Annotated in this window: 21 protein-coding genes; 14 read left to right on the top strand and 7 right to left on the bottom strand. The window is 62.7% G+C overall.

The genetic code is table 11. The features are described from left to right. The first annotated feature begins 17 nt into the window (after window positions 1-17). Entirely contained in the window at window positions 18-1028 is a 1011-nt protein-coding gene (locus FEZ59_RS04115; protein WP_172932276.1) for an ABC transporter substrate-binding protein, read from the top strand. 47 nt (window positions 1029-1075) lie between these two features. Here FEZ59_RS04115 and FEZ59_RS04110 read toward each other — a convergent pair whose 3' ends face one another. After that, window positions 1076-1663 carry a TetR/AcrR family transcriptional regulator gene (locus FEZ59_RS04110; RefSeq protein ID WP_020906279.1) on the bottom strand — a complete coding sequence of 196 codons (588 nt, stop codon included), beginning with the start codon at window positions 1661-1663 and terminating at the stop codon, window positions 1076-1078. Between the two features lie 95 nt (window positions 1664-1758). Between FEZ59_RS04110 and FEZ59_RS04105 the strand changes: the two genes are divergently transcribed. Further along, a complete protein-coding gene (locus tag FEZ59_RS04105; protein WP_020906278.1) occupies window positions 1759-3159 on the top strand; it encodes a cytochrome P450 in 1401 nt (466 codons plus the stop codon). A 97-nt stretch (window positions 3160-3256) separates the two neighbouring features. After that, window positions 3257-3574: a DUF4333 domain-containing protein gene (locus FEZ59_RS04100; RefSeq protein ID WP_020906277.1), complete on the top strand. Its 318-nt coding sequence runs from the start codon at window positions 3257-3259 to the stop codon at window positions 3572-3574. Window positions 3575-3628: 54 nt separating this feature from the next. Here the strand turns inward: FEZ59_RS04100 and FEZ59_RS04095 are convergent, their stop codons facing one another. From FEZ59_RS04095 to FEZ59_RS04080, 4 genes are all read right to left on the bottom strand, one after another. After that, on the bottom strand, window positions 3629-4777 hold the full coding sequence (locus FEZ59_RS04095) for an acetyl-CoA C-acetyltransferase (protein WP_003945727.1): 1149 nt from the start codon (window positions 4775-4777) through the stop codon (window positions 3629-3631). Window positions 4778-4788: 11 nt separating this feature from the next. Beyond that, on the bottom strand, window positions 4789-5460 hold the full coding sequence (locus FEZ59_RS04090; RefSeq protein ID WP_020968472.1) for a TetR/AcrR family transcriptional regulator: 672 nt from the start codon (window positions 5458-5460) through the stop codon (window positions 4789-4791). Between the two features lie 76 nt (window positions 5461-5536). Then, window positions 5537-6349, bottom strand: a complete 813-nt coding sequence (locus FEZ59_RS04085) for an SDR family oxidoreductase (protein WP_003945582.1) — start codon at window positions 6347-6349, stop codon at window positions 5537-5539. Next, window positions 6349-7578, bottom strand: a complete 1230-nt coding sequence (locus tag FEZ59_RS04080) for an acyl-CoA dehydrogenase family protein (protein ID WP_172932275.1) — start codon at window positions 7576-7578, stop codon at window positions 6349-6351. The genes FEZ59_RS04085 and FEZ59_RS04080 overlap by 1 nt, the downstream gene beginning before the upstream one ends. A 55-nt stretch (window positions 7579-7633) precedes the next feature. On the opposite strand from FEZ59_RS04080, the gene FEZ59_RS04075 reads away from it, so the two are divergent. From FEZ59_RS04075 to FEZ59_RS04040, 8 genes are all read left to right on the top strand, one after another. Beyond that, window positions 7634-9175, top strand: a complete 1542-nt coding sequence (locus tag FEZ59_RS04075; RefSeq protein WP_019746946.1) for a FadD3 family acyl-CoA ligase — start codon at window positions 7634-7636, stop codon at window positions 9173-9175. Further along, complete coding sequence (locus tag FEZ59_RS04070) at window positions 9172-10044, top strand: enoyl-CoA hydratase (RefSeq protein WP_172932274.1); 873 nt, start codon at window positions 9172-9174, stop codon at window positions 10042-10044. The genes FEZ59_RS04075 and FEZ59_RS04070 overlap by 4 nt, the downstream gene beginning before the upstream one ends. Further along, on the top strand, window positions 10044-11204 hold the full coding sequence (locus FEZ59_RS04065) for an acyl-CoA dehydrogenase family protein (protein WP_007734181.1): 1161 nt from the start codon (window positions 10044-10046) through the stop codon (window positions 11202-11204). The genes FEZ59_RS04070 and FEZ59_RS04065 overlap by 1 nt, the downstream gene beginning before the upstream one ends. Continuing rightward, a complete protein-coding gene (locus tag FEZ59_RS04060) occupies window positions 11201-12166 on the top strand; it encodes an acyl-CoA dehydrogenase (protein ID WP_020906274.1) in 966 nt (321 codons plus the stop codon). Before FEZ59_RS04065 ends, FEZ59_RS04060 begins: the two co-directional genes overlap by 4 nt. Then, entirely contained in the window at window positions 12163-13215 is a 1053-nt protein-coding gene (locus tag FEZ59_RS04055) for an acyl-CoA dehydrogenase family protein (protein ID WP_003945931.1), read from the top strand. The genes FEZ59_RS04060 and FEZ59_RS04055 overlap by 4 nt, the downstream gene beginning before the upstream one ends. A 146-nt stretch (window positions 13216-13361) precedes the next feature. Beyond that, window positions 13362-14126: an SDR family NAD(P)-dependent oxidoreductase gene (locus tag FEZ59_RS04050; RefSeq protein WP_003945543.1), complete on the top strand. Its 765-nt coding sequence runs from the start codon at window positions 13362-13364 to the stop codon at window positions 14124-14126. A gap of 122 nt (window positions 14127-14248) precedes the next feature. After that, window positions 14249-14914, top strand: coding sequence for a hypothetical protein (locus tag FEZ59_RS04045; RefSeq protein ID WP_172932273.1), 666 nt, complete (start codon window positions 14249-14251; stop codon window positions 14912-14914). 225 nt (window positions 14915-15139) lie between these two features. After that, on the top strand, window positions 15140-16027 hold the full coding sequence (locus tag FEZ59_RS04040) for an alpha/beta fold hydrolase (RefSeq protein ID WP_003945464.1): 888 nt from the start codon (window positions 15140-15142) through the stop codon (window positions 16025-16027). 1 nt (window position 16028) lies between these two features. On the opposite strand, the gene FEZ59_RS04035 is transcribed toward FEZ59_RS04040, so the two are convergent. Both FEZ59_RS04035 and FEZ59_RS04030 read right to left on the bottom strand, forming a co-directional pair. Then, entirely contained in the window at window positions 16029-16847 is an 819-nt protein-coding gene (locus tag FEZ59_RS04035; protein ID WP_060938413.1) for an HAD family hydrolase, read from the bottom strand. A gap of 62 nt (window positions 16848-16909) precedes the next feature. Beyond that, window positions 16910-17380 (bottom strand): MarR family transcriptional regulator, encoded by a 471-nt coding sequence (locus FEZ59_RS04030; RefSeq protein WP_172932272.1) that lies wholly within the window; start codon window positions 17378-17380, stop codon window positions 16910-16912. 111 nt (window positions 17381-17491) lie between these two features. On the opposite strand from FEZ59_RS04030, the gene FEZ59_RS04025 reads away from it, so the two are divergent. Genes FEZ59_RS04025 through FEZ59_RS04015 form a run of 3 tightly spaced genes read left to right on the top strand, consistent with a single transcriptional unit; the run spans window position 17492 to window position 19899 of the window. Continuing rightward, a complete protein-coding gene (locus tag FEZ59_RS04025) occupies window positions 17492-18007 on the top strand; it encodes a VOC family protein (RefSeq protein ID WP_021342894.1) in 516 nt (171 codons plus the stop codon). A 37-nt stretch (window positions 18008-18044) separates the two neighbouring features. Further along, entirely contained in the window at window positions 18045-18833 is a 789-nt protein-coding gene (locus FEZ59_RS04020) for a pirin-like bicupin family protein (protein ID WP_020906267.1), read from the top strand. A gap of 1 nt (window position 18834) precedes the next feature. Continuing rightward, window positions 18835-19899, top strand: coding sequence for a maleylacetate reductase (locus FEZ59_RS04015; protein WP_172932271.1), 1065 nt, complete (start codon window positions 18835-18837; stop codon window positions 19897-19899). Window positions 19900-19904: the final 5 nt, after the last annotated feature.

Raw genomic sequence — 19904 nt, 5'->3', positions numbered from 1 at the left:
CCGAAGGGTATCGAAAAATGCTGACCACCACACCTACCGTGCTGGACGAACGCGCCTGGCAAGAGCTAGCCGACGCACTGACCCGTCGCCAATTCGGCATCGGAGCCGGGATGGCAGCAGTAGCAACAATTCTGTCGTCCTGCAGTTCCAGTGACGGTTCGGGTACATCTGACGACACTCAAATGCGCACCGTCACCACACCGTTGGGACCTTACGACATACCGACCAACCCCAAGCGGGTCTTGGCCGTCGACGCCCGCACCGACCTCGAGCTCGCCATTGCCCTGGAACTACCGGTCTTCGGATACAACATCTCGCCCGCCACCGAGTGGGTTCCCGTCGACGGCTCGGCCGAATACCTCAGCGACAAGCCCAATCTGGAGCAGATCCTCGGACTCGCACCCGATCTCATCATCTGCGTCAACGCCGACAACGAGTACTGGCCCGCTGCAAAACTCCAAGCCATCGCTCCCGTCCTGACGACCGAATCGAGGCAGACGTGGCGAGAAAATCTCACCCGACTCTCCGATTGGTTGGGCCGAACACCCACCATGGATCGCCTGATCACCGACTATGACGCTCTGATCACCGACATCCGCTCTCGACACGCTTCGGCGATCGCGGGAAAGACCGTCGCGAGTTTGTCCTACAGTCCGGACAAGGCCACGATCTACATCGACAGCCTGCCTGTGTCGGAGGAAACCGGTAAGAAGAATCGCCAGCCCACCGACATGACGCTCGCCGACATCGGTGGAAGAACATTGAACACAACCGGTTTCGACAATCAGGGGCGACTGAGCATCGAGGAGATGGATCGCCTTCGCGATTGCGACGCGTTCATGGTTTCCGTCACCGACAGCAGCGACACCACCTTCGATCAGCTCTCGGACAACAAGTTGTGGCAACGACTTCCGGCTGTGCAGGCCGGGAACGTCACCGTTCTGCGCGGCAGTACGTACTACGGATCCATCTACACCAACATGTACGTAGCCAAGGGCTGGGACGATCTCTATTCGACGCTCGACTGATCAGACTTGTCCGTGGAAATGCCGGCCGCTCCCACGCGGTCGGCATTTCACGTTTCGAGGTCGATGCCCAACGCTCCGGAGAGGGTCCGCAGACAAATCACTCTCAACTCTTCCTGCGGTATGGAAGGTTGATCGAGCCAGTCGAGGCAGACAGCTCGGACGAATGCGATCCATCCCCGAACTGCGACGGCAGCGATCTGTCTTCTTTCACCCTCGAATTCCAGTGCGTCGAGGATTCGAATCTGCTGCTGTTCGAGTTCCCGTTCGACGATCGCTCGGATACCGGCCTCGGCGGAGAGCGTCCCCACGTTGATGGCGCGTACTCCCCTGCTGTGCGACTTCACGTACGCGAAGTAGGCGTCCAACCCGGCTGCCACCTGTTCGCGCACCGGTAGCGTCGCGTCCGGTGCGGTCACCTCGAGCAGGTGCTGCGATTCGCGCTCGACGATTGCGGCGAAGAAGTCTCGCTTGGTCGGAAAGTAGTGGTACATCAACCCGCGCGAGACGCCCGCAATCTCGGCGACCTCTTCGATCCAGACGTCCTCGTACGAACGATCGGCAAAAAGTTGCGCGCCGATGTCGAGCAACTGCGTGCGCCGCTGCTCTCGGTCCAGGCGTTTTCGTGGTGCGACCATAGACAAGTCAGATTACTACTTGACACCGATTCAGTAAGGCGTACTTTGCGTACTAGACACCAATTCAGTAAGCGATCTCACCCGGGGGACACACCATGAGCGTCGACACCACTCCAGAGGCGACGACCGATGCTCGGATTCCGCATCCGGCATGGCGCCTGCCAGTCCTCGGGGACGTCCTCGGGATCAATATCCGGACGCCGCTGCAGAACTCCGTGAGCATCGGGCGCGAACTCGGCCCGATCTTCGAGAGAAATGTCCTGGGAAATCGCTTCGTCTTCGCCTCGGGCGCGGACATGGTGGCAGAACTGTCCGACGAGTCCCGGTTCGCGAAGCACCTTGCGCCTGGAGTCAAAGCACTCCGCGGAATCGGCGGCGACGGACTGTTCACTGCGTACAACCACGAACCCAACTGGGGCAAGGCGCACAATCTCCTGGCCCCGGCGTTCAGCCAGACTGCGATGCGCTCGTACCACCGCACCATGCTCGACGTGGCCGGCGAGCTGGTCGACCATTGGGACAGTCGTGACAGCGACTCCCCCATCGACGTCTCGGCAGACATGACCAAGCTGACGTTGGAGACCATCGGACGCACTGGATTCAGCTACTCGTTCGACTCTTTCGAACGTGAAGAGCAGCACCCGTTCGTCAAGGCGATGGTCGGCGCTCTCTCCCATTCACAACGCACGACGTTCTTGAAGTCGACGGCCCTGGGGCGAGTCCTCGCACGTCGGGCCGATCAACGTGACGAGGTCCGCAAGGCGTACATGGCCGAGGTTGTGGACGAGGTGATCCGTGCCCGGCGGACAAGTACCGAACCGGGGCCGGAAGATCTTCTCGAACTGATGCTGCGGGCGGCACGCGAAAACGATCCCAACCGTATCGACGAACTGAACATCCGCCATCAGGTCGTGACCTTCCTCGTCGCGGGACACGAAACCACCTCCGGCGCGTTGTCGTTCGCGCTGTACTACCTGTCACGAAACCCTGACGTGCTGGCCAAGGCGCAAGCCGAGGTCGACAAGGTCTGGGAGGGCGAGGAGCCCGCCTTCGAGAAGATCGCGAAACTTCGATACGTACGACGCGTCCTCGACGAATCGCTGCGTCTGTGGCCGACCGCTCCCGCCTACGGCCGTGCGGCGCTCGAAGACACCACGCTCGTCGGCAAGTATCCGATGAAGAAGGGCGATTGGATGCTCGTGCTCATCCCGTCACTTCATCGCGATCCCGTGTGGGGCAACGATCCCGAGGCTTTCGATCCGGATCGCTTCCTACCTGCCAACATCAAGGCCAGGCCGGCGCACGTGTACAAGCCGTTCGGAACAGGTGAACGTGCCTGCATCGGAAGACAATTCGCCATTCACGAAGCGGTCCTCGTGTTGGGCACCATCTTGCAGAAATATACGATCGAAGCCGATCCGGACTACGAGTTGAAGGTGGCCGAACGGCTCACCCTGATGCCCGAAGGCTTCAACTTGACGGTCCGCCGACGCTGAGCTCGGCAAACGGCGTCGAGTAAGTCGGTTGAACAGTCCCGAATGCGGTAATCCCCGAGGTGGCAGCAGCGAGCACCGGCGCACCCTGGGAGTTCACATGACAAAGAGGCCTGCAGTTGGAATCGTCTTGCTCTCCGCGGCATTGGCCACGGGAGCGTGCTCGGCAAGCGTCGGGACGCCGCAAGTGGACAAGTCCGAAGTCGCAAGTCAGATCTCCACTCAACTCGCCGAGAAGATCGGCGAGCCACCTGACGACGTGACGTGTCCGGAGAACCTCGACGCAGAAGTCGGCGCATCGATCACGTGCATCCTGACCGAGCAGGGCACCGAATACGACGTCACAGCTACCGTGACCAGCGTTGACGGTGAAAGTGCGAACTTCGACATCAAGGTTGCGGATGTGCCGAACAACTAACTGCTGTGCGCCTTTATTAACCGCCGGCGGTTAATAAAGGCGCACAGCAAGGCGTCAGAGCCGCTCGATAATCGTCGCGTTTGCGGTGCCGCCACCTTCACAGATGGTCAGCAGGCCGTAACGACCGCCGGTGCGCTCGAGTTCGTTGAGCAGGGTCGCCATCAGCTTGGTGCCGGTGGCGCCGAGCGGGTGACCGAGTGCGATCGCGCCGCCGTTGACGTTGACCTTGGCCGGATCTGCGCCGATCTCCTTGATCCAGGCCAGGACGACCGGGGCAAAAGCTTCGTTGATCTCGACGATGTCGATGTCCTCGATGCTCAGACCGGCCTTCGCGAGAGCATGCTTCGTGGCCGGGATCGGCGCACTGAGCATGAAGATCGGGTCGTCGCCGCGGGCGCTGAGGTGATGAATCCGGGCGCGGGGCTTGAGGTTGTACTTCTCCACCGCTTCCGCCGACGCCAGCAGCAGCGCACTCGCACCGTCGGAGATCTGGCTGGCCACCGCTGCGGTCATGCGGCCGTCTTCGACGAGAACCTTGAGCGTCGCCATCTTTTCGAGGCTGGTCTCGCGGGGTCCTTCGTCGACGGTCGCGTCGCCCATGGCAACGATCTCGTTGTCGAAGCGACCCGCGGCGATTGCAGCCTTGGCGCGCTCATGGCTCTGCAGGGCCCACTTCTCGAGCTCTTCGCGGCTGATGTCCCACTTCTCGGCGATCATTTCGGCGCCCTTGAACTGCGAGACTTCCTGGTCACCGTAACGCTCGGTCCAACCGACCGAACCCGAAGTCGGCGTGTCGAATCCGTACTGCTGACCGACGATCATCGCTGCCGAGATCGGAATCTGGCTCATGTTCTGAACGCCGCCGGCAACGATCAGATCCGCGGTGCCCGACAGGATGGCCTGAGCGCCGAAGTGCACTGCCTGCTGGCTCGAACCACACTGACGGTCGACCGTCACACCGGGAACGTGCTCCGGGAATCCCGCTGCGAGCCACGACATACGGGCGATGTTGCCGGCCTGGCCGCCGATGGCGTCGACGCAACCGAAGATCACGTCGTCGACGTCACTGGGGTCGATACCGGTGCGCTCGACCAGTGCCTTGACGACGTGCGCACCGAGATCGATGGGGTGCACGCCGGACAGCGCGCCACCCCTCTTGCCGATCGGTGTGCGAATGGCGTCGACGATGTAAACCTCGGACATAGCGTTAGCTCCTAGTTTCGTTGTGCAGCAATAGTTCTTGAAGTTGATTCAGCAATAGCTTCTGAAGTTGTAGCCGGATCGGAGAGCCCGTCGAGCACGATCGCGAGATATTGAGCCGCGACGGCGTGAGCCGAGAGGGATCCACCCGGGCGGTACCAGCGAACCGCGACCCACACGGTGTCTCGCATGAATCGGAAGACCAACTCGACGTCGATGTCGGAACGGAAGGTCCCGTCCGCGACGCCGGCTTCGAGGACGCCGACCCACAGGTCCCGGAATTCGGTGTTGCGCTCGGCCAGGTAAGCGAAGCGCTCGTTCCCGACGAGGTGCTTGACCTCGTCCTGGTAGATCGCCACAGCCGAATGTGAGGCGTCGATGGCCTCGTAGGAGGTCACCACCAGCGCTTCGAGCGTCGCGCGACTGTCCAACCCCGCCGCGACGATCTCGCGGTATTTTCCGAAGAGTTCGTCGAGGAACTGGTGCAGGATCTCGTCGACCATCGACTCTTTGGAATCGAAATGGTGATACAGGCTGCCGGACAGGATCCCGGCGGCGTCGGCGATGTCGCGGACGGTCGTCGCGCGCACTCCGCGATCGGCGAACAGCCCCGCCGCGATCTCGAGCAGCTCGTCGCGGCGCCCGGACTTGCCGTTTGATTCGTCGGAATTTCGAGGTGGCGTCATGTATTCAATCCTATCCAGGGCCTTCCCCTGTGCGCGGTCAGCGAGTCCGGGGACTCTTTAACCGCGCACGGGGACGCTAGGCCCTCTGCGAAGAAACGGAGACGATCTCGCCGGTCATGTATGTGGAGTAATCGCTGGCGAGCATCGCGATGACCGTTGCGATCTCCCAGACCTCCGCGGCGCGGCCGTAGGCCTCACCGGAAGCCAACTGGTCGAGCAGTTCCTCACTGGTGACCTTCGCCAAAAACGCGTGACGCGCGATGGAGGGCGAGACCGCGTTGATACGGACCCCGTACTCCGCGGCTTCGATAGCGCTGCACCGAGTCAGTGCCATGACGCCCGCCTTGGCTGCGGCGTAGTGAGCCTGGGAATGCTGCGCCCGCCAACCGAGAACGGACGCGTTGTTCACCAGAACACCGCCATGCGGAACGCTCTTGAAGTACCGCAGCGCGGCACGCGTCGAACGGAAGGTGCTGTTGAGGGTGATGTCGAGAACGCGATCCCACTGATCGTCCGTCATGTCGACGACGGGTGTTTCGCCGCCCAGGCCCGCGTTGTTGACGACGATGTCGATACGTCCCAACTTCTCGGCCGCGCCGACGAACAACGCGTCGACCTGCTCGGTGCTGGAGACGTCACAGATGATGGACTCGACCTGCTGGCCGGGAAACTCTGCCTTCAGCTTCTCCACCGTCTCGCCGAGCCGACGCTCGTGGAAGTCGGAGACGAGAACGTCGCCGCCCTCGAGAAGCACCCGGCGCGCGGTAGAGAAGCCGATGCCGGTTCCGGCTGCGGCGGTGATGATCGCCTTCTTGCCCGCGAGCAGTCCGTGGCCCGGGGTTTCCTCGGGCGCAACGGAAAGCGGGGACGCGGCTTTGGTGTCAGACATTAACGAGCCTCTCGGGGAAGACCGAGCACGCGCTCGGAAATGATGTTGCGCTGAATTTCGTTGGAGCCGCCGTAAATCGTGTCGGCGCGGGTGAAGAGGAAGAGGCGCTGCCACTCGTCGAGTTCAAGATGCTCGGGGTCGGTGATGTCCGAGGCATTGCCTTCGGAATCCGCCCACGGTGCAACCAACGACGACGCACCCTGCACGTCCATCGCCAGCTGTCCCAGGTCACGATGCCAGTTGGCCCACAACAGTTTTGCGACGGACGCTTCGCCGCCACCGGTTCCGGCGTCGACCGCGTCGAGAGTACGCATCGCGTGGGCGCGCATCACGCGCAGTCCGACCCAGGCGCGAGCGATCTTTTCGCGAATGTGCGGATCCTGGTTACTGCCATTGGCCTTCGCCAGGTCGACGACGCCCTGGAGCTCGCGAGCGAATCCGATCTGCTGTCCGAGCGTCGATACCCCGCGCTCGAAGGTGAGCAGCCCCATCGCGATCTTCCAGCCCTCGCCAGGTTCCCCCACCACCAGATCGGCGTCGGTGACGGCGTCGTCGAAGAAGACCTCGTTGAACTCCGACGTACCGGTGAGCTGCTGGATGGGCCGAACTGTCACACCAGGCTGATCCAACGGGACCAACAGGAAGCTCAAGCCCTGATGACGCTTGGAGCCCACCTCGGTGCGGCAGACCACGAAGCACCACTGTGCGACGTGAGCCAGTGAGGTCCACACCTTCTGGCCGTTGATGATCCACTTGCCGTCTTCGAGGCGTGCGGTGGTGGAGACGTTCGCGAGGTCTGAACCGGCGCCGGGCTCGGAGTAGCCCTGCGACCACAGTTCGCTGACCGTGTTGATGCCAGGAAGGAATCGGCGCTTCTGCTCGTCGGTTCCGTACGCGATCAGCGTCGGGCCGAGCAACTCTTCACCGATGTGGCTGACGCGAGCGGGCGCACCGGCCTTCGCGTACTCCTGATGGAAGATGACCTGCTGAGAGATGCTTGCTCCCCGCCCGCCGAACTCCTTCGGCCACCCGAGGCACGTCCATCCTGCGGCTGCGAGGTGCTTGTCCCACTCGAGTCGTTGCTCGAAGAACTCGTGCTCACTGCCGGGGCCGCCCTTACCCTTGAGCTGGGCAAATTTGCCCGTCAAGTTCTCGGCCAACCACTGCGCGACCGTGGCCGCAAACTCGTCGTCCGTCATCTGCCCGTCCGGGCTCTCGCTCTGGTCCACATATGTAAGATAACCTACCAAGCACTTGCTAGGTAGCGTGTCAGGTAGGAGTCCAGTGACCGAACAACCGAGAACCATCCCATCAGCCCTCATCCGGGCCGCCGAGGAGTTCGGTGAGCGCGCGGCTATCGCCGATGGCGACACCCGACTGACCTTCGCACAGCTACATCAACGTGTCCGCGATTTCGCCGGCGCGCTGATCAACCGTGGGGTGAAGGCAGGCGATCGCGTCGTCATCTGGTCGCCCAACACGTACCACTGGGTGATCGCCCTGCTCGGCGCTCAATATGCCGGCGCGGCCATCATCCCGATCAACACTCGATACACCGGCACCGAAGCTCTCGACATCATCGAGCGCGTCGACGCCGCGGCCTTGGTGGTCGTCGGCACGTTCCTCAAGGCCGATCGGTATCAGCAGTTGCTCGACGCCAACCCGGACCTGTCGATCCCGACCGTCATCCAGGTACCGATCGACGGGGACGACGACCGTGACGGCGTCATCGAGTTCGAGGACTTCCTCGCGCTCGCCACCGACGCCGCCCGCACCGAAGCCGATGCGCGTGCTGCGAAGGTGCAGCCAGACGACGTCAGCGACATCCTCTTCACCTCCGGCACCACGGGACGCAGCAAGGGTGCGATCACCGCGCATCGTCAGTCCATCGCTGTCGCCAAGTCGTGGGGTGAATGCGCCGAGGTCACCGCCGACGACAACTTCCTCATCATCAGCCCGTTCTTCCACACCTTCGGGTACAAGGCCGGAATCCTGGTCTGCCTGCTGAACGGCGCGACGATCGTGCCGGTGTCCGTCTTCAACATCGACGACACTCTTGCCCTGGTCAACAGCGAAAAGATCAGCATCCTGCCTGGCGCCCCGACGATCTACCAGACCATTCTCGATCACCCCCGCCGCAGCGAATACGACCTGTCCTCGCTCCGCATCGCGATCACCGGCGCAGCACCCGTGCCGGTTGCTCTCGTCGAGCGCATGCAGGCAGAGCTTTTCGACGCCGTCCTCACGGCATACGGTCTGACCGAGGCAGTGGTCGCGACCATGTGCCGCACCGACGACGACCCGGTCACCGTCTCCACCAGTTCCGGCCGCGCGACAGCCGATTTCGAGGTCAAGATCGGCGACCAGGGTGAGATCCTGCTTCGTGGACCGAACGTCATGCTCGGATACCTCGACGACCCCGAATCCACCGCCAAGGCAATCGACGCCGACGGCTGGTTGCACACCGGAGACGTCGGAACCCTCGACGAGCGTGGCTATCTCGACATCACCGACCGCCTGAAAGACATGTACGTCAGCGGCGGATTCAACGTCTACCCCGCCGAGATCGAGGGCATGTTGGCTCGCCTGCCCGGCGTCCACGAGTCTGCTGCCATCGGCATCCCCGATCACCGGATGGGAGAGGTGGGCCGCGTCTACATCGCCCAGCTCGACGGTGCCGGCCTCACCGAAGAGTCGGTGATCGCTTTCCTCAAGGAGAAGATCGCAGGCTTCAAGGTGCCCCGCGAGGTGCGCTTCGTAGATCACCTGCCCCGTAACCCTTCGGGCAAGGTCCTCAAAACGGTTCTGCGCGAGGAACAATCATGACCGTTCCCTTCGAAGCCGACGTCGTGACCTACGAGGTTCGTGACTCGGTCGCCGTCGTGACCTTGAATCGACCCGACTACCGCAACGCCCAGAACTCGGTGGTCACGTACGCCCTCGACGCGGCATTCCAGCGCGCCGTCGAGGACGACGACGTGAAGGTGATCGTCCTGGCAGGCAACGGACCTCACTTCAGCGCCGGACACGACCTGGGAACTCCGGGACGCGACCATCACGTCGAGTACGAGAACAAGGCCACCATGTGGTGGGATCACGTCGACAAGCCAGGCGGTGACCAGCGTTTCGCCCGCGAGATGGAGGTCTACCTGGGCATGTGCCGCCGTTGGCGGGAGATCCCCAAGCCCACCATCGCGATGGTCCAAGGCGCCTGCATTGCCGGTGGGCTCATGCTCGCCTGGGTCTGCGACATGATCGTCGCGGCCGACGACGCCTTCTTCTCCGATCCCGTTGTCCGCATGGGCATCCCCGGCGTCGAATACTTCGCGCACCCGTGGATGGTCGGTTCACGTTTCGCGAAGGAAATGCTCTTCACCGGCGATCGATTCACCGCGCAACGCGCCTACGAAATCGGCATGGTCAATCGCGTCGTCGCCCGCAAGGATCTCGAGAAGGAGACGTTCGAGCTCGCCGGGCGTATCGCCGAGATGCCGCGCTTCGGACTGGCTTTGACCAAAAAGGCCGTCAACCAGTGCGAGGATCAGATGGGGATGCGTAACGGCATCGACTCCGTCTTCGGTCTGCATCACTTCGCTCACGCTCACAACGCCGAGGTCGGCAAAGACTCGCTTGGTGGTCTCGACGCCAAAGCCATGGCTGCCAGTGCTCGCGCACCGCAGGAAGGAACAAAATAGTGGATCTCGTATTCGACGACGCCACAACCGCATTCCGTGACGAGGTCCGCTCGTTCCTGGAGGCGAATGTGCCCGCCACTCCCCTGAAGTCGATGGATACCGCCGAAGGCTTCGAAGAGCACCGTCAGTGGGAGCACACTCTCGCCGACGCCGGCTACGCCGTCGTGTCCTGGCCCAAGGAACTCGGCGGACGCGATGCGTCCCTGCTCGAATGGGTCATCTTCGAGGAGGAGTATTACCGCTCGGGCGCGCCCGGGCGCGTAAGCCAGAACGGCATCTTCTTGTTGGCTCCCACACTGTTCGAGCATGCAAATGCCGAGCAGTTGGCTCGCATCATGCCGCGCATGGCTCGTGCCGACGACATCTGGGCCCAGGCCTGGTCCGAGCCCGAATCCGGTTCCGACCTCGCGAGCCTGCGTTCGAGTGCGAAGAAGGTCGACGGGGGCTGGCTGCTCAACGGTCAGAAGACGTGGAGCTCACGCGCAAGCTACGCCGACTGGGGCTTCGGCTTGTTCCGCTCCGATCCGGATGCGCAGCGCCACAAGGGAATCACGTATTTCATGTTCGACCTGCGCTCGAAGGGCGTCACCGTTCGCCCGATCGATCAACTCGACGGCGAGCCCGGCTTCGCCGAGATCTTCCTCGAAGACGTCTTCGTGCCGGACGACCCGGCCAACCCTGGTGAGTCGGGTGTGATCGGCAACGTCAACGAAGGTTGGCGCGTCGCGATGAGCACCGCGAGCAACGAGCGTGGTCTCTCGCTGCGCAGCCCCGGCCGCTTCCTCGCCACCGTCGACCGACTGCTCGAGCTGTACAAGTCCAGCGGACGAACCGACGACAGCGCTCTGCGTAACCAGGTTGCCGACGCCTGGATCGGCGCTCGCGCCTACCAGCTCAACACATTCGGTACCGTCACCCGTCTCGCCGACGGTGGACAACTCGGCGCCGAGTCCTCGATCAACAAGGTCTTCTGGTCCGAGTGGGATATCGCCACCCACGAGACTGCTCTCGAACTGCAGGGCCCTGAAGCCGAGCTGGCCGACAACTGGATGGACGGATACCTGTTCTCCCTGTCCGGACCGATCTACGCAGGCACCAACGAGATTCAGAAAAACGTCATCGCTGAGCGTCTGCTCGGCCTACCGAAGGCGGACCGATGAGATTCGCGCTCGACTCCTCCCACCAGGACTTCGCTGCAAGCATCGATGCACTGCTGACCAAGTCCGACATGCCCTCCGTCATCCGTTCGTGGAACGACGGTGACACCGAGCCGGGCAAGAAGCTCTGGCAGCGCCTTGCCGAGACCGGCGTCAACGGCCTCGTCATCTCCGAAGAACACGACGGACTCGGCGCCGACGCCGTGGACCTGGTCGTTGCACTCGAACAGCTCGGTCGGCACGCAGTACCCGGACCGGTCGTCGAGACCATCGCAGTAGCACCGACGCTCCTGGCTTCCGTTGCACCGGAACGTCTCTCTGCTCTCGCCGAGGGTTCGCTGGCAACCGTCGCCGCTCCCCCGCGCACACCGTTCGCACTCGACGCCAATGCGGTCGATCTGGTTCTACTCGCGCAGGACGGCACCGTCTCACTCGGCGTCCCTGGCGAAGCCAAGGCATCGGTGGATCTCTCCCGCAAGCTCTACGAGGTTTCCGCCGGCGAATCGCTGGGCTCCGCCGACTTCTCCGCAGCTTTCGACATGGGTGCCCTCGCTACCGCCGCACAGTTGCAAGGTCTCGGCCAGACGCTGCTCGAAGTCACCACCGAATACGCGAAGCAACGCAAGCAGTTCGGCAAGGTCATCGGACAGTTCCAGGCAATGAAGCACCACCTGGCAGAAGTTGCCGTTTCGCTCGAAATGGCTCGCCCCCTGCTCCACGGTGCCGCTCTGTCGGTTCGCGATCAGTCGGCCGACGCCTCGCGTGACATTTCTGCCGCCAAGGTCGCGTGCGGGGATGCTGCTTACAAGGCCGCCCGCGTCGGACTCCAGGTTCACGGCGCCATCGGCTACACGATGGAACACGATCTCTCACTGTGGCTCACCAAGGTACGAGCATTGCTCACCGCCTGGGGCACACCGTCCGAGCATCGTGCGCGCGTCGTCGAAGCGCTGGTTGCATCATGAGCATCGACACCGAAGACCAGGCAGCACTACGTGCGTCGGTACGCGATCTCCTGAGCAAGCATTCCGACTCCGCTGCCGTCCGCGCTGCCATCACCACAGAGATCGGCTACGACGCCGCGTTGTGGAGCAAGCTGTGCGAGCAGATCGGCGTCGCCGCGCTGGCGATTCCGGAGGAGTTCGACGGCGTCGGAGCAGGTTTGGGCGAGGTACATGTGGTCCAGGAGGAACTGGGCCGCACGCTGACCCCCTCACCGATGCTGGGTTCGGCGATTCTTGCCGCACAGGCACTGCTGCTTTCCGGTGACAACGACGCATGCTCGCGACTGCTGCCCGGTGTCGCGTCCGGCGAGAGCACGCTCGCCCTGTGCTGGGCAGGGGCTGCGGGTTGGAGCACCTTCGGCGTCGAGGCAACCGAGGATGCGTTGACCGGCACGGCGTCGTACGTCCTCGACGGACACGTCGCTGACACCCTGCTCGTTCTCACGGCCGACGGCTTCTACGAAGTGGATCCCGCGGCCGAGGGCGTCTCCCGCCGACGCGTCCCCACCATGGATCCGACGCGAACGCTGGCGGAGGTCACGTTCTCCGGTGTTCGTGGTCGGCCACTGGAGTGGTCCGAAGATCTGGTCGATCGCATCCGAACCGTCGTTCTGATCGCGTTGTCCGCTGAACAGGTCGGAGCGGCCGCAGCGATCGTCGAACAGACCGTGGAATACACCAAGTCGCGCAAGCAGTTCGGTCGCGCGATCGGTTCTTTCCAAGCCCTCAAGCACCGGATGGCCGACATGTACACGTTGGTCGAGACGGCGCGGTCGATGACGTACGCCGCCGTGGCGACGCAGTCGGCGGACGACGCGGCAGTGGCGAAGGTCTACTGCTCGGAAGCCTTGCAGCAGATCACCTCCGAAGCAGTTCAGTTGCACGGCGGAATCGCAATCACCTGGGAGCACGACGCTCAGCTGTACTTCAAGCGTGCACACGGCAGCGCTCAGCTCTTCGGACAGCCGAGCACCTACCTGCCGAGCCTCGCTCAGGCCGCGGGTCTCTAAGACACATCGGTGCTTGTTCGCTCGCAATCCCGGGCGAACAAGCACCGATGCTGCCCAGTCAGTGGAATGAACCGCAGATTTATGCGGCTGGATCACGCAGAATCGGTCACCAGACAGCTGTCCATCTCACAGACCGGAGTTTTCTCGTGAATCGATTCGACGACAAGCGCGTCCTCATCAGCGGCGCAGGGTCCGGAATCGGCCAGGCCACCGTTGCCCGCATCCTGGCAGAAGGAGGCACCGTCGTCGCCGCCGACATTTCCGAGACCGGCCTCGAACAGACGCTGAACGCCGCGAAGGACGCCGGCCACTCCGATCGCCTCACCACGGTGAAGGTCGACATCTCCAGCGAAGAGTCTGTTCGCGAACAGGTCGGCGCTGCGATCAAGGCTCTGGGCGGGCTCGACGTGCTGGTCAATGCGGCGGGCATTCTGCGCTCCGCGCACACCCACGAGATGACACTCGATTTCTGGAACACCGTCATCGGGGTCAACCTCACCGGAACATTCCTCATGACGAGGGAATCCCTCCCGGCACTGCTCGAAAGCGGAGCAGGTGTCGTGGTCAACTTCAGTTCCACTTCGGCGACCTTCGCCCACCCGTACATGACGGCATATGCGGCATCGAAGGGTGGAATCCAATCCTTTACGCACGCACTTGCACTCGAGTACAGCAAGCAGGGTCTTCGCGCCGTGGCCGTCGCACCCGGCAGCATCGCGTCGGGCATGACGTCCGATCCCGGTTTCCCGGCCGACATCGACTTCACGCTGCTCGGCAAGCTGGCCCCGGCAATCGGTGAGGGTTTCGCGCCCCCGTCCGCGGTCGCCGGTGTGATCGCGATGCTCGCTTCCGAGGACGGCTCGTTTGTCACCGGAACGGAAATCCGCATCGACGGCGGCACGCATATGTGATCCCCTGCTGTGCGCCTTTATTAACCCCCGGCGGTTAATAAAGGCGCACAGCAGCGAGGCGGCATACTTGTCTAGCCGCCCGGAACTCGTCCGACGGTACGACGTGCGGTGGGGAGCCAGCGGTGAGCGAATCAACAGGCAGTGCAAACCTCGAGCCCGTGCTGATCAGTCCTGTCGTCAGCGGAATGATTCGCACCTGGTCCGAGGACGAGACCCGCTTGTGGAGCGTCGACGATCCCGCCGCGCTCGGCGCACTGCTTGGACGCGGCCTCATAGCTCGTACTGCTCTGCCGGACAACAAGTTCCGAGAAGTTGCGTTTCTGGATACCCAGACCCAGGCCCTCACTGTGCAGCCGCGCTTCGCCACCCCGGACAGCACTGCCCTCGCCGCACCGTTCAAGCTCACCGAGGCGTCGGCCCCGACCGGCGACGCTTGGGAAGATCTCGAATCGGTACTCGCGTCCATCGCGATCTCCGCTGCTGGACGCGGCGAATTCTGGCTCGCGGAACTCGGCGGGTGGGATTCTCCGCACGAGCCGAACTGCCTCTTCACGACCGTCGACGAATCGGGCCTGGCCAACGCAGTCATGGAGGCAAACCCCGCACCCGTGGGCACAGGCGTCTGGCCGGAGGTTCCGAGCGACCAAACCGGCGTTTCGGTGTCGGCACCAGCCTCACAGGACACCATCGAGGCTGCCGGAATCTTCGCGGTTTCAGCGATCGAGACGTGGGGCGTCACACCGTGGGACATCAACCTCACCTTCGGCAAACTGGTCGATTTCACCTGATCAACGGCACCGACACGCGGCGGTGAGTTGTACGTCTCCCCTCAGCCGACGGCTCACGGTTCGTCACAACACGCCCGATGGCCACGACATCGACCCCCTCGATGGGCATACTGAGGGAACTGGGGTTACTCCCGGTCACAAATACCCGTGGATCCGCGTCGGGGCGGGTGCGGTCCGACAACACGCGAGCAGCCACAGACACTGGCGGCTCCGAAAGGTTCAATCATGGCAACCGACCAATTACAGACGGTTGTATTGCACGGCGACCAGCTCAAATACGTCGACCAAGGCAGTGGCCCCGTCGTGGTGCTCATTCACGGCCTGCTGGGCGCGCACTCCAACTGGGAACCGCAGATCGAGACGCTCTCGCGTCATTACCGCGTGATCGCCCCTGATCTCTTCGGACACGGTGCGTCGGACAAGCCTGCCGGCGACTATTCACTCAGTGCTCACGCCGCCACTGTGCGTGACCTCCTCGAAGCCCTCGACATTCCGTCGGCCACCCTGGTCGGCCACTCCCTCGGTGGTGGGATCGCGATGCAGACGCTGTATCTGTTCCCCGACCGGGTGGAGCGGCTGTGCCTGGTAGCCAGCGGTGGACTCGGCCCCGAGGTGAGCCCACTCCTACGCGCGGCGACACTGCCCGGCAGCGAACTGGTACTTCCCGTCCTCGCGTCGAGGACGCTGACCGACGTGACCGACAAAGCGCTCGGACTTTTCAACAAGATCGGCCTGTTCAAGCTCGGTGCCAGCGCGAGCGAGGCTCGTAAGAGCTTCGCTTCGGTATCGGACGCGTCGACACGTCAGGCATTTCTGGCGACGGCACGATCGGTCATCAATTACAACGGTCAAACCGTCAATGCCACTCCGCATTTCGCCAACTTCAAGAATCTGCAGGCACTACTGGTGTGGGGTGAGGAGGACACCATCATCCCCAACGCCCACACCGAGAACGCTCGCGCCGAACTACCGCTGGGGCGGGTGGAGATCTTCAAGCGCGCCGGACATTTCCCGCACCTTGACTACCCGGATCGCTTCGACCGCGTCTTCTCCGAATTCATGACGGACTGCGGAGTCGGTATCGGCACCGGACCCAAGGCCGTCAGCAGCTGAACTAGCGCCCCGCAACCAACTCTTCGAGGTAGCTCGCCACGCCGTCCTCGTCGTTCGTGGGCAAAATTCGGTCGGCGAGCTCAATGACCTCAGTTCTGGCGTTGGCCGGCACCAGAGCCGTTCCAGCCCAGGTCAGCATGGCAACATCGTTGAAGGCGTCACCGGCTGCGGCGACTTCCAACGCGTCGATGCCGTCGATCGCGCACAACTGCGCGAGAGCGCTGGCCTTCGAGACGCCCGCCGCGGCCATTTCCATGTACGGGGCGCCGGAGTGGGTCAACTCCACGCCCTCGATGCCCGCAGCGACCGCTGTTCGGTACAGGTCGGCGCTGGGAACTTCCGCATGCCGGGCCACGATCTTGACCATCGGCTCCACGTCCAGCGGCAGGGTATCGGCGAGCACCATCTCGTGCAGGTGCCGGTGATGGTCCGCGAATTCGCACAGAGCGGCATACTCCGGCTCGGCGAAGAACTGAGTGGGTCCGACGTTCGCGAACACGACGCCCGGAACCAGTGCGCGAACTTGCTCCATCGCCGTTGCAGCCAAGGACATTTCGATCGAGACGGTGTCGACGATCTCCGGAGTCCCGTCGGCGAGGTCGAGAATCACAGCTCCGTTGGCACACACAGCTTTACCGCGAAATCCGCACGAGTTCGCCAATGTGTGTACCGAATGCCGGGCGCGGGCCGTCGCCCACACAACTTCGATTCCGGCGAGCCGCGCGTTCTCCATGGCCTGCGCGGTGCGCGCCGAAATCGTTCGGTCGGAGCGCAGCAGGGTGCCGTCGAGGTCGGTTGCGAACATACGAATGCGGGTCACCGGACCATGATGGCAGTCCGTTCGCAGCCCTCACCAACTACGTGACGTGGACCGTTGCTCTGTCAATTACCTGGCTGGGCATCGAGAAGGTGCCGACGCATCTCGCCGAAGACCACACTCAGCCGCTCGACATCTCGCGGGCTCAGCAGATCGAACATGCTCTCCCGTACTGCGGCTACATGCGCCGGGCTTGCCGACGCCAATTTCTCGACACCCTGGTCGGTCAGCTCCGCATTAGCGCCCCTCTTGTCGTCGACACACTCGACCCTGCGCACCCAACCGGCACCGACCAGCCGATTGACGGCCCTGGTCACACCACTTCGGGTCGCCATCACAGCATCGGCGAGCTCACTCATGCGCAGTTGCCGCCCAGGCGCTTCGGATAGAGCAACCAACAGTTCGAAGTCCGTGAACGAAATGTCGGAGTCTCGCACCAACTGCTGATCGAGAACACGCTGGAGCAGTCGGGTCGAGTCCAGGTAAGCCCGCCAGGCCGTTTGCTCCGTGTCGCTCAACCACCGCGTCGATTCCATGACACCAGCATATCCGAAGTAGTTGACAACGAAATCAAATGATCTATTCTCAATGTAGTTGATCAGTCAACTACCTGTTCGAAGAGAAGGTTCAACCGAGAGGCGGGCGCCATGAGCGACAACAACGCAGTGCAGTTCGACAACGCAGTGCAGTTCGAGGAACGCCGGACCGAGATCAGGGATCGACATCTGATCCCCGCCGACAAACGACCCGCATCGACCGCACGCGGCCTGCACCATACGGCCCTGATCAGCAGTGACGTCGAACGAACCGTGAAGTTCTATCAGGATCTCCTCGGATTCCCACTCACCGAGTTGATCGAGAACCGTGACTACCCCGGGTCGTCGCACTTCTTCTTCGACATCGGCAATGGCAACCTGCTGGCCTTCTTCGACTTCCCGGGTCTCGACGTGGGCCCATATCAAGAGGTGCTCGGCGGTCTCCACCACATCGCGATCAGCGTCGAACCTGCCAAGTGGGCGAAGCTGCGCACCCAACTGACCGAGGCCGGCGTCGAACTGATCGAGCACAGCGAGGTTTCGTTGTACTTCCGCGATCCCGACGGCGCTCGACTCGAGCTGATCGCCGACCCGCTCGGCGAGATGTACGGCAATCACGTCCTCTGAAAACTTGCTCTCCCCCACACCATTCGGAAGGCACACCATGACCTCCACTCTGTCGCAGCCGAACCTCGATATCCGTCGATCCGGGGATCGCTTCAAGTCCAATGCCGGCTGGCTGGACTCGAAGCACTCGTTCTCGTTCAGCAATCACTACGACCCGAAGAACACTCACCACGGTCTTCTCCTGGTCAACAACGACGACATCGTCACGCCCGGAATGGGATTCGACACCCACCCGCACCAGGACATGGAGATCGTCACCTGGGTACTGAGAGGTTCTCTCGTACATCAGGATTCGATGGGGCATTCGGGCGTCATCTACCCCGGTCTCGCCCAGCGGATGAGCGCTGGAACGGGAATCCTGCATTCGGAGAAGAACGATTCGTGGCGACTCGGTGACGTGGCGGGTGCGCATTCCGACAAGCACAGCGATCCGGTTCACTTCATCCAGATGTGGGTCGTCCCCGACGAAGCCGGGATCACACCCGGTTACGAGCAGTTGGAGATCGACGCCGAATTGCTTGCCGGTGGGTTGGTTCCGGTCGCCTCGGGTATGGACGCGTACGCCGATCACTCGGCAATCCGGATCAAGAACAAGTACGCCGCGATGCACGTTGCGCGTCTGCAACCCGGACAACCTGTGACCCTGCCGGACGCACCGTTCCTGCATGTTTTTGTCGCCGACGGTCAGGCCGCCATGGAAGGCGTCGGAGTGCTCGAACAAGGTGACGCGGTACGAGTATCCGGCGGTGGAGGTCAGCAGCTCAGCTCCGATACCGGGGCAGAGGTCATCGTCTGGGAAATGCACGCCACCGTTTCGCAGGGGTGACATGAAGCCCTTCTCGTACGACGCTTCACGGTCTCGAATTGTCTTCGGCCAAGGGATGATCGATACGATCGCCGAAGAAGTGCGGCGGCTCGGCCGTAGCCGAGTGATGGTGCTGGCAAGTCGTCGACTCGACGCGGTTGCCGCCGCCGTGACCGAATCTCTCGGCGACATGGCGGTGGCCCGCTTCGACGGCGCTGTGATGCATACTCCGATCGAAGTCACGACAGCCGCGCTGAGACTTGCCGAGAACCATCACGTCGACACGGTCGTCGCGATCGGCGGCGGTTCGGCAACCGGGTTGTCCAAGGCACTGGCACTACGAGCGGGGTTCGATCAGATCGTCGTTCCGACAACGTACGCGGGATCAGAAGTCACTCCGGTGTTGGGTGAAACAGAGAACGGACGCAAGACAACTCGCTCCTCTCCCCACATCAGACCGGAAACCGTCATCTACGACGTCGACCTCACTCTCGATCTGCCGCTGGATACCACCGTCACCAGCGCCGTCAACGCGATGGCGCATGCGGTTGAAGCGTTGTACTCCATCGAGTCCAACCCGATCACGGACTTGATGGCGATCGAGGCGATCTCCGGGATCGCCCGTGCGCTGCCGAGCATTGTCGATGATCCGAAAAATCTGGAAGGTAGGGCCGAACTACTGCAAGCAGCCTGGTTGGCCGGAACTTGCTTGGGCACGGTCGGTATGGGGCTTCATCACAAGTTGTGCCACACCCTCGGTGGCAGCTTCAGTTTGCCGCATGCTCCCACCCACACCGTTGTCCTCCCCTACGCGATGGCATTCAACGCGCCTGCTGTCCCGGATGTGATGTCGCGAATAGCGACTGCTCTGGGCGCATCCGATGCCGCTACCGGCGTTTTCGACCTCGTCACCGCGTGCGGCGGACCGACCACTCTGCGAGAACTGGGAATGAGTCACGATCAAATCGAAAATGCAGTCGAACTCGCCACCTCCGCCGCGTATCCGAATCCGCGTGAGATCACCCCGCCGGGCCTGAGCGAACTCCTCGAGAACGCCTGGTCCGGGCGTCGACCCGCCATCAGGTGAGAACT

The organism is Rhodococcus sp. MS13 (assembly GCF_013277835.1).
Lineage (GTDB): Bacteria > Actinomycetota > Actinomycetes > Mycobacteriales > Mycobacteriaceae > Rhodococcus_F > Rhodococcus_F erythropolis.
The sequence above is the reverse complement of the archived record's forward strand: the minus strand, read 5'-3'. Positions and strand labels throughout refer to the sequence as shown.